Origin of the sequence: Microbacterium marmarense, assembly GCF_037204165.1 — a bacterium.
In the GTDB taxonomy this organism is placed as follows: Bacteria; Actinomycetota; Actinomycetes; order Actinomycetales; family Microbacteriaceae; genus Microbacterium; species Microbacterium marmarense.
The window spans coordinates 95862-109285 of record NZ_JBBDGL010000001.1 but is presented as its reverse complement, the minus strand read 5'-3'; the positions used below and the strand labels follow the sequence as shown (position 1 = coordinate 109285).

The window sequence follows — 13424 nt, the reverse complement described above, 5'->3', positions numbered from 1 at the left end:
CAGTCTTGCACCGCCTGAGGCCATCGGGTTCGCACGATCGTTGTCTTCCTGAGAGCAAAATGCCTCAAATCTTTCGCGCGACGCTGGCAGGATAGGTGCATGGTGACTCTGTTCCTTGACTCAACGCGACTCGAAGTCGTGCTGAGCGGCGCGGAGCGCCTCATGGCCTTTTACAAAGGAAACGTGGCGATCGAGCGGTCGACGATCGTTAAAGTGCAGCTGATCGACGACGCCTGGATGTGGCTTCGCGGAGTACCCAGCCCTGGAACGCATCTGCGCGGGGTGGTTGCTATGGGCACCTGGCATTCGACTGCAGCCGATGACTTTGTGGTTGTGCGTCGGCACCGCCCGGGAGTGGTCATCGACCTCGAGGGGCACCCCGAGTTTCAGCGCGTCGTTCTCACCACTCGGCACGGGCTAGAGCTCGTTCAGTCGCTTCGCGTCGACGCCGGTGATGAGCGCACCGAGGTCACGGTGATTGCGGCTGAGACGGGAACGATACCGACCGTCGTCGAGAAGAAGCCCCGCGCTCGCAAAGCCAAAGCGTCGATCGCTGGTTCCGAGTCCTAGCCTGCAGCTCAGCGCAACTCAGCGCAGCTCAGCGCAGCTCAGCGCAGCTCAGCGCAGCTCAGCGCAGCTCAGCTCAGCTCAGCGCAGCTCAGCTCAGCTCACGTCACGACGCCAGCTGACTAGTGCGCCGAGCGCGAGCAGCGCGGCCGCGTACCCGAGCAGAACGAGCCCGCCAGCCCACCACTCGAGGCTTTCGCCCGTGCCGCCGGGGGATGCCATTGTCAAGATGCTGGCCCCGACGAGAGCATCGCTGGCGGCTCCCGGCAGATACTGCGTAACCGCCGTCATGCCCTCGACGAAAGCGGCCGCGGTACGCGCGATCGGCTCGATGAACTGGGTGAACACCAGAACTCCCACGATCGCACCCACCTGATTGCGCACAAGCGAGCCGACGCCGATTCCCACGAACACCCACAACAGGGTGGCGATCATCATGCGGCCGATCATCGCCCACGTGTCGGTCGAATCGAGCTCAGTGTCGAGGCCGTACGCGGCAAGAAGCGCGGCCGATGGCCCCACGGTGGCGAGTACTCCCAACGCTCCGTACAACACGCCCAGCGGAACACTCGCGATCAGCTTGGCCCAGAGCACGCGGCCGCGGCGCGGCACCGCGAGGAAAGTGGGGGTGAGTGTTTTGTGGCGAAACTCACCGGTGACCAGCAGCGTTCCGATCAGCAGCGGAAAGACATAGCCCAATGAGGTCGCGGCGCTGTAGAGAACGGGGGCGATCTCGGATGCGGGCAGCTGCGGCGCTTCACCGGGGAGCGAGCCCGACGCAGATGCCGCGAAAACGAATCCGAGTGCCCCCGCGCTCGAGCCGACATAGAGCACGAACACGATCGCGAGCACCCACCACATTGAGGTGGAGAACTGCTTTGTGGTTTCGGAGCGGGTGGCCGCGATGAGGCTCATCGGGTGGCCTCACCCTCGTCGTTGCGTGAGAGACGGCCCGCGTCGTCGAACGATGAGAAGAAGGCGTCAGCTTCTTCATCGGCATCGGTGCGAACGTAGTCTTCCCACGGGCGATCGTCGTCGGACGGTTCGGGTGGGTCGAGATCTGACTCGGGTTCGAGTTCAGGTTCGGGCGCTGACTCCCGTTCGGGTTCAGGGTCGGGCGCTGACTCCCGTTCGGGTTCGGGTTCGGGTGCTGACTCCCGTTCAGGCTCGGGCGCTGACTCCCGTTCGGGTTCAGGTTCGGGGTCTGCTTCGGCTTCGGCTTCGGGTTCTGGTTCTGGTTCTGGTTCTGGCGCTACTTCGCCTTCGGGCGCTGGTGGCGGCTCTGTGCCAGCCGAACGCTCTTCGGCTTCACCCGTCGCGACGGTTCCGTCAGCGCTCGGGTGCGTGCGAGTGCCGTTTGCGAGCTCGAGGAACACCTCTTCTAGCGCCGGGCCGCGCCGGTGCAGCGACGATAGAGCGATGCCCGCATTCGCGGCAACTTGGCCGACCTGAGAGCCATCGAGTCCAGAGACAGTCAAGCCGCTGCGCAACACGTCGAAACTCACATTCGCCGAACGCAGCGCATCTGTCAGTGCGGCACGATCGGGCGCGTCGACGACGGTCGTGTATTCCGCCGGGTCGGTGAGTTCGTCCAGTCGGCCCTGGAACACGAGCCTTCCCCGCGAGATCATCACCAGTGCATCGACGGTCTGCTGCACTTCGGCCAGCAGGTGTGACGAGACGAGCACCGTGCGCCCTTCGCGCGCGAGCTGTCGCAGAAATCCCCTGATCCACTTGATGCCCTCGGGGTCGAGGCCGTTGGTCGGCTCGTCCAATACCAGCACCCCCGGATCTCCCAGCAGCGCGGTCGCCAGCCCCAGCCGCTGCCTCATACCAAGGGAATACCCGCCCGCGCTGCGCCCTGCAGCATCCGAAAGTCCGACAAGGCCGAGCACCTCATCGACACGTTTCTTCGGTAGGCCAGCCGCACGGGCATAGACCAGCAGATGGTTTGCGCCCGAGCGTCCAGGGTGAAAACTCGATGCTTCGAGCACAGCGCCAACGGTCTGCAACGGATTCGCCAGCGACCGGTACGCACTGCCACCGATTGTGGCGGTGCCTTCACTGGCACGCACCAGGCCGAGCAGAATGCGCAAACTGGTGGTCTTTCCAGCCCCGTTCGGCCCGAGAAATCCGGTGACTTGGCCGGGCTCCACGCGAGCAGTCAGCCGCGAGACTGCGGCGATGGTTCCGAAACGCTTGGTGAGCCTCGAGAATTCGAGCACCTGTCCATCCGGCATGCGAACCCCCTCTTCGTCGCGAGTGCTTCACCATATCTTTGCGGAGAGTTCGCCATTCGTGCGCGAAAATGTTGTTCGACGCGTCTTCACTGTGCCATCGGCAGTCGATCCTGAACGTGCTCGCGCAAGCGACCAAGCTCCCGCGGGTAGGGTGGCGCTCGTGAGCGAAGCGTCCGAATCCACTGTGATCACCCATACTCGAGCCGGTGTGGGGCGTCTTACCCTCAATAGGCCAAAAGCCATCAACGCCGTCGATATCGGCATGGTTCGCGCCTTGGCGAAGGTTCTCGATGACTGGGAGAGTGACACCGACGTCGAACTGATCGTGATCGACGGCGCAGGTGATCGTGGCCTGTGTGCGGGCGGTGATATTCGCGATCTTTCCGCGCGGGTGAGCTCGGGAGCGATCGATGATGCGGCCGAGTTCTTCCGCGCTGAGTACGCACTGAACGCGCGTATTGCCGAGTACCCGAAGCCCATCGTCGCTTTCGCCGATGGAATCACGATGGGCGGAGGCGTGGGGTTGGCGGGCCATGCTCGCTTGCGCATCGTCACCGAGCGCTCGAAGCTGGCAATGCCTGAGACTCGCATCGGCTTCACTCCTGACGTAGGCGGCACGTGGCTGTTGTCGAAGGCTCCTGGGCGAATCGGTGAGTTCTTGGCCCTGACGAGTGGGGTAATGGATGCTGCTGACGCGCTGTATGCCGGGTTCGCTGACCAGCTGGTGCCCGCAGATCACTTGCACGCGCTCTACGACGCATTCGAAACCCGCGCCGATCCCGCGAGCCCCGCCGAACTGGTGTTGCTCTTTGACGAGACGGCTCCCCCCTCGAAGCTTGAAGCTGCGCGCGAGTGGATCGACGACACGTTCTCGGCTGACACCGTCGCTGAGATCATCGAGCGACTGCGCGAGCGCACCGAAGATCAGGCGGCAACGACTGCCGACCTTCTGGAAGAGCTCTCGCCGACTGCGCTCACCGTGACGCTGGCGTCTGTGAGGCGAGCACGCCAACTCGGCAGCCTGCGTGAGGCACTCGAAGCCGAATACGGACTTGTGCTTTGGTTCGCGTCGACTCAGCCAGACTTGGTCGAAGGAATCCGTGCGCAGGTCATCGACAAAGACCGCACCCCGCGCTGGCAACCGGCTTCGCTCGGCGAGATTCACCCTGACATGCTCGAATCCGCCCTCAACTATCGCCCGGCCGTGGCGCTGTGGAGCTGACGTGTTCGACAGTCCCCTTTCGGCTTCCGCCTATGAAGTTCTGCAAGTACCGCCCGACTGCGACGAAGAGACGCTGCGCAAGGCCTACCGTCTGAGGCTTCGCCAAACGCATCCAGACACCGGCGGCGACTCGGCACAGTTCATACAGGTGCAGCGCGCCTGGGAACTGGTGGGAACTGCCGCGGCACGCCAAAGCTACGATCGGGGCCACGGTTTCGGCGAGACACCCGCCCCGGAGTGGTCGGGATGGCGCCCAACGCAGACCGAAACCCGCGATACCAGACCTCGCGCCCGTTCCTTCGGCCAGCCGGGCGGATGGCGTCGCGAGCGATACCTCACACTGATCCGCGAGTGGGCGGGCAGAGGGGTCACTCTGACCGATCCCTACGACCCGGCTCTCGTGCGCTCGGCGCCGCACCACATCAGACGACTGCTCGCTGACGCGCTCGCCGAAGAAGCGACCGCGCGTATCGTTGGCGACCTCGGGATGGGATACACCGTCTGGCACGACGTCGACGCGTCGGGGCGTGACGCGAGACCCGACGTCAAGATCGACCACATCGTTCTCGGACCCAGCGGCCTGTACGGACTGCTGTCAGAGGACTTCGGCGGTGCGATCAAGATGCGGCGCGGCGAGATCATCGGCGACGCGGTGTCGGGAGCGCCGATCGGCGATCTGCTGGCACGTATGCGCACGGCCGCCCGCGCGGCCCGAGTGAAGTTCAGCGGTGCGATCGTTGTGCTGCCCGATGACGACGTGGTGCAGGTGATCGACGAGATAGGAAAGGTGCGGGGGCTGCCGGTGGCCGTCGTCGCCCAGTCAGGACTCTCGGCGGTGTTGCGCCGCGGAATCACCGGTGCTCGTTCGATGGGCGGCAACGAGGTTTTCGACGTGCGAACCCGACTGCAGCAGACCGTTCGGTTTGCCTGAGCTGATCAGTCAGCGAGTCCGAAGAGCTCGAGCGGGTGGGTGATTCTCCACCACGCTGTGGGTTCTTCGACGTCAGACTGCAAGACGAGCTCGACCGATGCGGAATCCAAGGGGCCGTCGACGCTCAGAGTGCCGACCGGCTCGCCCTCGATGCGCGAGTCGTCGAGCGCGTAGGTCGTGTTGACAGTGCCTGAGTCCCCGTTCCACAAGATCACGGCGGCATCGTCGTTTGTGATGATGTCGACCGGCTCAGCCCAGAGCGTGTGAACCTGCCCAGCGACGGTGCCCGCGGTGACCGACGGGACGAGCTGCAGTTCTGCCTCGGTTTGGTCGTATAGCGCGCGGGAGACGTCAAGTCGCTCGTCGTTGTCAGGCTGTCCGAGAACAGCGGCGTACATCGTCACCGATGTTTCACCAACTGTGACGGTCTTGGCTGAGAGCAGGTTCCACGCGGTGAGCGTTCCGGTTTTGATGCCCAGCACCCCGGGATCTGAGAGTAGATCGTTGGTGTTCTCGACCAATCCGGCTCCCGGCAGTTCGACCGATTGCTTGGCGACGATTTCAGCGATGACCGGGTCGGCAAGGGCCTTCTGCGCGAGGGCGATGAGGGCCGCAGGTGTGGCGACGTTGCCTTCGTCGATTCCGGTCGGCTCGACGATTGTGATGTCTTCGAGGCCATGAAGACTGAGCCAACTGTTCGCAGCGCTCGCAAACACTGCGTCGGACGGCCATAGGTTGCTGGCGAGAATGTCTGCGTAGTTGTTCGCTGAGCCGATGAGCATGCCTTCGAGCAGCTGATACTCGGTCAGGCTGCCGTCTACGGGCACATCAAGCGCTGATTCGCCCCGGTAGCGATATTGCCAATAGTCCGCACTGTCTGCGTAGCTGAACGAGAACGAAGGCCCCTCTTCGCCGACGTTCAAGGGCATCTCGTCAAGAACAACCAGCGCGGTGACGACTTTGGTGATGCTGGCGATCGAATCGAGCTCTCCCGTTGACTCGAGCACGCCGGGGATCCCCGCGACAGCGATCGACGCGCTGCCCTCGTTTGGCCATGCCGGCGCAGCGTTGGGTGCACCGGCCGGCTGAACCTCGCTTGCGGTGATCGTCGGGGTCACGGCGTACAGCGGCCAGAGCAAGGTTGTTGCGAGGTACCCGCCGACGACCAGAAACACCGCGAGGATCGGCACGAGAACGCTCGCCCGCAAGGGTGAGCGGCGCGGCGCATCAGCCAGCAGGTCGGCGCCCACCGGAAGGTAACCAGAGTTGGTTCCCGTGAGGTCGGCGGGTGGGTTGCCAGTGGCGATCGAGGATTCATCGACCCATGTGAGTGCCAGAGTCGTTGCGGCGGGCTCGGTGATTGGCGTCGATTCCACCCTGTCGAGCGCTTCGTTGGAGTGCACATCTGCGACGTCGGGCGAATCGTCGACAGCGCTTGACTCGTCGCTGGGAGTCGGATCATCGAGGGGCGCCGCCAGCACATCGTCGCGGTCGAATGACAGATTCTCGAACTCGGCGGTGCGACGGGAACGCCGCGTCGGGGCCGGAGCGTCATCCACAGTCACCCGATCAAGATACCTCGCCGCTGGACGCGTATACTCATCGACACAACCACGGGAGTCCACCGAGCTGGGCTGAGAGGGAGCGAATCGCGCTTCGACCGTCGAACCTGATCTGGGTAATGCCAGCGCAGGGAGGAGAGATAGATGGCTACGTCCACGTCCACATCAGCATCCAATTCTGCATCTCGCGGAACACCGAACGCACCCGAGCGGGTCTTGAAATGGCGCGTCGTCGATATCGTCGTCGCCAGCGTGATCGGTGTCGCATCCGGCCTGATCTTCTTGGCCTGGAATGTGCTCTACCAGGGACCTTCCGCGCTGCTTGAGCCGCTACTGCCAGGGTTGCAGGGGCTCTTGGATGGCCCCTGGCTGTTCGCCGGAGTGCTCGGCGCGCTCATCATCCGCAAACCCGGTGCCGCGCTTTACACCGAGCTTCTCGCCGCAGCGGTGTCAGCACTCACACTCGTGGGCAACACCTGGGGTGCGTTCCTCACGCTCGAGGCGGGCCTCATTCAGGGTCTGGGTGCCGAACTGATCTTCTTGGCATTCTTCTATCGGCGCTGGTCGCTGCCGGTGGCCATACTCGCAGGCATGGGCGCGGCTCTTGCCGGCGGCATCAACAATCTTGTGCTTTGGTACGCCGGTGCCGATCTGCAATTCGTTGTGGTGTACCTGATCAGCACTCTGATCTCGGGTGCAGTGATCGCGGGAGCGCTGTCGTGGGTTCTGGCCCGCGGTATCGCCGCGACCGGTGCGCTCGATCGATTCGCCTCGGGCCGCGAGACCCGCGAACGCGTCTAGCCGCATGAACGGGTCGGAGATTCGACCCGCCGCGGTGAGCGCGCGCGGCTGGGGATGGCGTCATGCCAGTCGCGCCGCGTGGGCACTGCGTGATGTCTCGTTTCGCATCGAACCTGGTGAGCGCGTGCTGCTGCTCGGAGCGTCGGGTGCTGGAAAATCCACACTCATGCACGCGCTCGCCGGAGTTCTCGGTGGTGACGACGAGGGAGAGGCCGAGGGCGACCTGCTCATCGACGGCGTGCCCGCGGCGGCAGCTCGCGGTCGAGCGGGGCTCGTGTTGCAAGACCCTGACTCTCAGGTGATCTTGGCGCGGGTGGGTGACGATGTCGCCTTCGGCTGCGAGAACCTGGGTGTACCGCGTGAAGAGATCTGGCAGCGCGTGGGCAGCGCCCTTGATCAGGTGGGCTTGAATGTATCGCTTGATCGCTCTACCGCGGCGCTGTCAGGCGGACAGAAGCAGCGATTGGCTCTAGCCGGAGTCCTCGCGATGCGCCCTGGGCTCGTGCTGCTGGACGAACCCACAGCCAATCTCGATCCCGCTGGCGTTGCCGAGGTGCAACGCTCGGTCGCCTCGATGCTAGAGAGCTCAGACGCCACCCTCGTGGTGGTCGAGCATCGGCTCGACGTGTGGCTGCCGCTGGTGACCCGCGTGATCGTGCTGGGCGAAGCGGGGGTTGTCGCCGACGGAACCCCGGGAGAGGTGCTCAGCGCGCGTGGGCGAGAACTGGCCGCGAGCGGCGTGTGGGTTCCCGGAATCCCCCCGGCTTTTCCGCCGGCGCCCACGCATGCACCCGGACCCGCTCTGCTGTCGGCTCACGATATGACCGTCGCGCGAGTGAAAGGGCGGGCGGTCGCGTCTGACATCTCGCTCGACCTTCGCGAGGGTGAGGCCCTGGCGATCACGGGACCCAACGGCGTCGGAAAGTCGACCCTGGGGCTCACTGTCGCCGGTCTGCTCGCTCCGAGTGCAGGTCGCCTAACAGCAGGTGCACTCCTTCGGCGCGAGGCTGCCCCCTCACCCATCAAGTGGTCATCGAAGCAACTGCTCACGCGTATCGGCACCGTGTTTCAGCATCCTGAACATCAGCTTCTCGAAAAAACCGTGCGAGCAGAACTCGAAGTCGGTCCGCGCGCGCTCGGCCTGCCAGAGGGCGAGATCGCCGTGCGCGTTGACGAAGTGCTGGCACGGTTGCGCCTCGAACAGCTCGCGCGCGCCAATCCGTACACGCTCTCGGGTGGTGAGAAGCGTCGCCTCACGGTCGCTGCAGCACTGGTGACCCGCCCCCGCGTGCTGGTGTTGGATGAACCCACATTCGGCCAGGACGCGAGAACGTGGGCCGAGCTGATCGCTCTGCTTGCGCGATTGCGCGACGAAGGCTCTGCGATCGTCACGATCACCCATGATGCCGACGTCGTCGCCGCGCTCGCGGCAACACGATTCGAGATGGCAACGGCGGTGAAGGCGCTATGACCCTGCTCGACGCCCGCGCGCGCACGAGCGCGGTCGCTCGCATAAACCCGGTGGCAAAGCTCGGCGCCGCAATGCTCATCACGGTGCCACTCGTGCTCACCCTCGACGTTGTCTCGGCCACAGTCGCGCTGGTTCTCGAGCTGATGCTTGCGCCGTTCGCCGGGCTCGGCTGGCGCGAGTTCTGGGCACGCACATGGTTGCTGTGGGTGCTTGCACCACTGACTGGCCTCACGATTGCGCTGTATGGCCGAACCGCCGGCGAGGTGTACTTCGAGTGGTTTGCCATCACCGTGAGTGATGGATCGCTCTACCTGGCGCTGGCGACCACCCTTCGCGTGCTCGCCATCGCGCTGCCGTCGGTCGTGCTGTTCGCGAGCGTCGATCCGACCGATCTAGCTGACGGCCTCGCCCAGATACTGAAGCTTCCATCGCGGTTTGTGCTGGGCGCCCTGGCTGGCCTGCGCATGGTGGGGCTGTTCATCGACGACTGGCGGTCGCTCGAACTCGCTCGACGGGCACGCGGGGTGGCCGATCGCGGAAGGTTGCGACGGTTCTTCGGCATGGCCTTCGCTCTGCTGGTGCTGTCTATTCGCCGTGGCGCCAAACTCGCCACCGCCATGGAGGCGCGCGGCTTCGGCTCGGATATCCCCCGAACCTGGGCGCGCACATCGACGTTCGGCGGGCGTGAGTGGGCGCTGATGGCGGTAGGCCTGGCGATTGCGGTCATCGCGGTGACGGCGGCGATTGCCACCGGCGCGTGGAACTTCATTCTCGGGCCAGAGTAGACGGCGCGACACGTGCAGAGGTCGCGGTGGCGGGCGAGAGTGATGGCTGCCCGCTCCGCCTTAGGCTGCTGAATGACACCCGAGGCTCGCCGTGAAACGCAGTGCCGCGTATGGTGGGATGCAGTCGCGGATTGCCCTGTAGACCGCGCGGTTCGAAGGAGAACGTATGCAGCTTTCGGGTGCTTCTGCCCTCATCACCGGTGGCGCGAGTGGGCTTGGCTTTGCCACCGCGACGCGGCTCGCAGCCGCGGGCGTTGCCGTCACGATCGTTGACCTCGCCTCATCTGCGGGTGACGAAGCCGCCGCGCAGATCGGCGGTATCTTCGCCCCCGCAGATGTGACCGACGTCGATCAGGTCGCCGCCGCGGTTGCCACCGCCTCGTCAGACGCGCCGCTTCGCATTGTCGTGAACTGCGCGGGTATCGCCCCGCCAGCGAAGGTGCTCGATCGTGAGGGCAACCCGACATCGTTGGCGGACTTCGAGCGCATCATCCGCATCAACCTGGTGGGCACCTTCAACGTCATCTCGCAGGCGTCCGCTGTCATGGCCCGCACCGAGCCGACCGCCAGCGGCGACCGCGGTGTGATTATCAACACCGCGAGCGTTGCTGCGTTCGACGGGCAGATCGGCCAGCCCGCCTACTCAGCGAGCAAGGGCGGGGTGCACGCGATGACCCTGCCGATCGCACGCGAGCTTGCTCGCTATGGCATCCGCGTGAACACGATTGCCCCCGGCATCATGGAGACCCCGATGCTGATGGGCTTGCCGCAGGCCGCTCAAGACTCGCTCGGTCAGCAGGTGCCGTACCCGCAGCGGCTTGGCCGACCTGATGAATACGCACGCTTGGCAGCATCCATCATCGACAACGACTATCTCAACGGCGAAACGATCCGTCTCGACGGCGCAATTCGCATGGCACCGAAGTAAGGGAACTCATGAGCGATTCGATCATTGTCCACATCGCCGACGGGCTTGCCCGCGTGACGTTCAATCGCCCCGCGTACCTCAATGCCATGGGGTTCGAGATGGGCACTCGGTGGCGTGAGGTTGCACACGAGATCACGACTGACTCTTCGGTCGGCGCCGTGATCCTCGACGCTGCGGGTCCGGCGTTCTGCGCCGGCGGTGACGTGTTCGAGATGGGCACCTCGGGAGCGACTGGCGCCGACGTCACCAAGATGGCGCACACCATTCATGACGGCATTCGCACGTTCGTCGAATCTGACAAACCCATCGTCGCCGCCGTGCAGAGCGCTGTCGCTGGTGGCGGTCTCGGCCTGATGCTCACTGCCGACTACATCGTCGCCGCAGATGCGTCGAAGTTCGTGTGCAAGTACGCCAACATCGGCCTTTCGCCCGACCTCGGTGTTTCGACGTTGCTCACCCAGGCTGTCGGGCAGCGCCGTGCGCTGCAACTGGTGTTGCAAGATCGTGCGCTGAGTGCGCAAGAGGCACTCGAGTGGGGACTCGTAGCCGAGGTGCTGCCTCAAGGCGAGATCGCGTCACGCGCTGAGGCGGTTGCGCAGTTCTGGCTCGACAACGCCACCGCAGCTTTCGGCCAAGCCAAGCGTCTGGTGCGCACGAGCAGCCAGCGCACGTTCCGCGAGAACCTCGATGACGAAGCAGCGTCGATCGGCGCGAGCTTCGACACCCCGGAATCGAAGGTACGTGTCGCCGGTTTCGTCGCAGCCACCGCCAAGAGCGCGGCAGGAGCAACGAAGGCGAGCTCTTGATGATGGATGCTGCGGCGCCGCAGCATCGCTAGTGGGCGCTGAAGAGCAGAATCACGCCGAGCAGGACCATCAAGCAGCCGCCGACCGCGGTGAGCGTTTCGATTCGCTTCGGCGACTTTCCGAACCACTCGCGCGCTGCCGCGGCGGTCAGCGCCCACGCGCCATCCGAGATCAACGCGATCATGAAGAAGACCATGCCGAGTTGCGCCATTTGCCAGGGCACTGAGCCCGCGTCAATGTCGACGAACTGGGGCAACACGGCGACGAAGAACGCGAGCGACTTCGGGTTCGTGATTCCCACGACGAAACCTTCCCCCAGCTGCCGCCAGGCGGAGCGAGGAATCGTGCCGCTGATCGTCGCAGACGTAGCCCGGGTGCGGTGTCGAAACGCCTGCACCCCGAGAAAGATCAAATAGCCAGCGCCGGCCAGTTTCACAATGGTGAAGAGAACCTCTGAACGCGCGACCACGCCACCCACGCCCAAAGCCACGAGCGCGATGATCGGGAGCAGGCCGAGCAGGGTACCGAGAACGCTCAGCAAGCCACCCCGTCTGCCGAGCGCAAGGGCACGCCCGATGGTGAACAGAACGCTGGGCCCCGGAATGACGATCAGCACGACCGACGCGAGCATAAACGCGAAGAGGTTATCGAGGGGGACCACCTAGCCACGATAGAGGTTGCGGGGGAAGAAACGACCCCACCAGCACCTCGACGACGCCGTTCTCACGCCACCAGAGACGCAACCGCTGATCATGATGACCGGTGAGGCTCGGTGGAATCGAGGCGGTCCTGCGCCACGCGTGCCGCCTACACGAGTTCCTGCCAGCCGCGTCGCCTACCCTGAAGGTATGACTGAGACCCGTCCGCCCAATCGCGGCATCCGCTCAACCGGCGCTTCCACGCCCCAGGTGCGTCCCGCGACCGAGGGCTGGACTCAGAAGAAGGATGCTGACGGCAAGCCGCTTCTGCAGTTCGCCTCACCCAAGCGCGGCAAACCGCCCGTGCACCTAGCCGACCTCTCACCTGAAGATCGGGTCGCCAAAGTCAAAGACCTCGGTCTTCCCGGCTTTCGCGCTGGCCAGCTTGAGAAGCACTATTTCACTCACTACACCTCTGACGCGTCGAAGATGAGCGACCTGCCTGCCGACAATCGCGAAGAGCTCGTTCACGGCATGTTGCCGCCGCTTCTCACCGAGGTGAAACGGCTTGAAACTGACCGCGGTGACACGATCAAATTCTTGTGGAAGCTGCACGACGGTGCCCTCGTAGAGTCGGTGCTCATGCGCTACCCCGGGCGAATCACTCTCTGTGTGTCGTCGCAGGCCGGCTGCGGCATGAACTGCCCGTTCTGCGCGACCGGCCAAGCCGGCCTCACCCGCAATATGTCAGCTGCCGAGATCGTTGAACAGATCGTGCGCGCCAATCGTCTTATCGCAGACGGTGGCCTTGGTGGCAAGAAGAGCACCGACCACAGCCTCGACCGAGTCTCGAACATCGTGTTCATGGGCATGGGAGAGCCGCTGGCCAACTATGCGCGGGTGATGCAGGCAATCCGTGTGATGACCGACAAGAAGCACGGCCTCGGCATGAGCGCTCGCGGCATCACGGTGTCGACAGTTGGACTTGTTCCCGCCATCAACAAGCTTGCTGCCGAAGAGATTCCGGTCACGTTCGCGCTGTCACTGCACGCGCCTGACGACACCCTTCGAGACGAGCTGATCCCGGTGAACTCGAAGTGGAAAGTGGATGAGGCGCTCGACGCCGCTCGTGCCTACTTCGACAAGACCGGCCGACGCGTGTCGATCGAGTACGCGCTCATCAAAGACATGAACGATCATGCCTGGCGTGCTGACCTGCTGGCGAAGAAACTCAACGACCGAGGACGCGGGTGGGTTCACGTGAACCCGATCCCGTTGAACCCGACCCCTGGCTCAATCTGGACGGCATCTGAGGTGCCCGTGCAGAACGAGTTCGTTCGCCGGCTGAACGAAGCCGGTATTCCGACAACGCTGCGCGACACCCGGGGCAAAGAGATCGATGGCGCCTGCGGCCAGCTCGTAGCCACCGAAGATGATCAGGCCGACGCTGAGGCAACGCCCGTTTCGGTCTAG

13 protein-coding genes and 1 riboswitch are annotated in these 13424 nt (G+C 64.3%); of the genes, 9 read left to right on the top strand and 4 right to left on the bottom strand.

Annotation, left to right across the window (positions count from 1 at the left end; translation table 11 throughout):
* The first annotated feature begins 99 nt into the window (after positions 1-99).
* A complete protein-coding gene (locus WDU96_RS00440; RefSeq protein WP_337336516.1) occupies positions 100-570 on the top strand; it encodes a hypothetical protein in 471 nt (156 codons plus the stop codon).
* A gap of 93 nt (positions 571-663) precedes the next feature.
* On the opposite strand, the gene WDU96_RS00435 is transcribed toward WDU96_RS00440, so the two are convergent.
* Both WDU96_RS00435 and WDU96_RS00430 read right to left on the bottom strand, forming a co-directional pair.
* The gene (locus WDU96_RS00435) at positions 664-1482 is read right to left on the bottom strand and encodes an ABC transporter permease (protein ID WP_337336515.1); all 819 of its coding nucleotides are present in this window, start codon (positions 1480-1482) and stop codon (positions 664-666) included.
* On the bottom strand, positions 1479-2807 hold the full coding sequence (locus WDU96_RS00430; RefSeq protein ID WP_337336514.1) for an ATP-binding cassette domain-containing protein: 1329 nt from the start codon (positions 2805-2807) through the stop codon (positions 1479-1481). Before WDU96_RS00430 ends, WDU96_RS00435 begins: the two co-directional genes overlap by 4 nt.
* Before the next feature lie 160 nt (positions 2808-2967).
* Here WDU96_RS00430 and WDU96_RS00425 point away from each other — a divergent pair, with 160 nt between their 5' ends.
* Entirely contained in the window at positions 2968-4029 is a 1062-nt protein-coding gene (locus tag WDU96_RS00425; RefSeq protein ID WP_337336513.1) for an enoyl-CoA hydratase/isomerase family protein, read from the top strand.
* A 1-nt stretch (position 4030) separates the two neighbouring features.
* Positions 4031-4960: a J domain-containing protein gene (locus WDU96_RS00420; protein ID WP_337336512.1), complete on the top strand. Its 930-nt coding sequence runs from the start codon at positions 4031-4033 to the stop codon at positions 4958-4960.
* A gap of 5 nt (positions 4961-4965) precedes the next feature.
* Here WDU96_RS00420 and WDU96_RS00415 read toward each other — a convergent pair whose 3' ends face one another.
* The gene (locus WDU96_RS00415) at positions 4966-6525 is read right to left on the bottom strand and encodes a D-alanyl-D-alanine carboxypeptidase family protein (RefSeq protein ID WP_337336511.1); all 1560 of its coding nucleotides are present in this window, start codon (positions 6523-6525) and stop codon (positions 4966-4968) included.
* Between the two features lie 38 nt (positions 6526-6563).
* Positions 6564-6673: riboswitch (TPP riboswitch) on the top strand.
* On the opposite strand from WDU96_RS00415, the gene WDU96_RS00410 reads away from it, so the two are divergent.
* The 5 genes from WDU96_RS00410 (at position 6667) to WDU96_RS00390 (ending at position 11313) form a co-directional block, all read left to right on the top strand.
* On the top strand, positions 6667-7323 hold the full coding sequence (locus WDU96_RS00410; protein ID WP_337336510.1) for an ECF transporter S component: 657 nt from the start codon (positions 6667-6669) through the stop codon (positions 7321-7323). It overlaps the preceding riboswitch by 7 nt.
* A gap of 4 nt (positions 7324-7327) precedes the next feature.
* On the top strand, positions 7328-8794 hold the full coding sequence (locus WDU96_RS00405; RefSeq protein ID WP_337336509.1) for an ABC transporter ATP-binding protein: 1467 nt from the start codon (positions 7328-7330) through the stop codon (positions 8792-8794).
* Positions 8791-9579, top strand: coding sequence for an energy-coupling factor transporter transmembrane component T family protein (locus WDU96_RS00400; protein ID WP_337336508.1), 789 nt, complete (start codon positions 8791-8793; stop codon positions 9577-9579). The genes WDU96_RS00405 and WDU96_RS00400 overlap by 4 nt, the downstream gene beginning before the upstream one ends.
* 166 nt (positions 9580-9745) lie before the next feature.
* Positions 9746-10507, top strand: a complete 762-nt coding sequence (locus WDU96_RS00395; protein ID WP_337336507.1) for an SDR family NAD(P)-dependent oxidoreductase — start codon at positions 9746-9748, stop codon at positions 10505-10507.
* A gap of 8 nt (positions 10508-10515) precedes the next feature.
* A complete protein-coding gene (locus tag WDU96_RS00390) occupies positions 10516-11313 on the top strand; it encodes an enoyl-CoA hydratase/isomerase family protein (RefSeq protein ID WP_337336506.1) in 798 nt (265 codons plus the stop codon).
* Between the two features lie 28 nt (positions 11314-11341).
* On the opposite strand, the gene WDU96_RS00385 is transcribed toward WDU96_RS00390, so the two are convergent.
* Positions 11342-11974 carry a LysE family translocator gene (locus tag WDU96_RS00385; protein WP_337336505.1) on the bottom strand — a complete coding sequence of 211 codons (633 nt, stop codon included), beginning with the start codon at positions 11972-11974 and terminating at the stop codon, positions 11342-11344.
* Positions 11975-12161: 187 nt separating this feature from the next.
* On the opposite strand from WDU96_RS00385, the gene rlmN reads away from it, so the two are divergent.
* Positions 12162-13424 carry a dual-specificity RNA methyltransferase RlmN gene (gene rlmN, locus WDU96_RS00380; protein WP_337336504.1) on the top strand — a complete coding sequence of 421 codons (1263 nt, stop codon included), beginning with the start codon at positions 12162-12164 and terminating at the stop codon, positions 13422-13424.

Coding starts and splice junctions, on each gene's coding strand:
- WDU96_RS00435 (WP_337336515.1), bottom strand. CDS start 1,482: ATGAGCCTCATCGCGGCCACCCGCTCCGAAACCACAAAGCAGTTCTCC.
- WDU96_RS00395 (WP_337336507.1), top strand. CDS start 9,746: ATGCAGCTTTCGGGTGCTTCTGCCCTCATCACCGGTGGCGCGAGTGGG.
- rlmN (WP_337336504.1), top strand. CDS start 12,162: ATGACTGAGACCCGTCCGCCCAATCGCGGCATCCGCTCAACCGGCGCT.
- WDU96_RS00440 (WP_337336516.1), top strand. CDS start 100: ATGGTGACTCTGTTCCTTGACTCAACGCGACTCGAAGTCGTGCTGAGC.
- WDU96_RS00405 (WP_337336509.1), top strand. CDS start 7,328: ATGAACGGGTCGGAGATTCGACCCGCCGCGGTGAGCGCGCGCGGCTGG.
- WDU96_RS00430 (WP_337336514.1), bottom strand. CDS start 2,807: ATGCCGGATGGACAGGTGCTCGAATTCTCGAGGCTCACCAAGCGTTTC.
- WDU96_RS00390 (WP_337336506.1), top strand. CDS start 10,516: ATGAGCGATTCGATCATTGTCCACATCGCCGACGGGCTTGCCCGCGTG.
- WDU96_RS00400 (WP_337336508.1), top strand. CDS start 8,791: ATGACCCTGCTCGACGCCCGCGCGCGCACGAGCGCGGTCGCTCGCATA.
- WDU96_RS00410 (WP_337336510.1), top strand. CDS start 6,667: ATGGCTACGTCCACGTCCACATCAGCATCCAATTCTGCATCTCGCGGA.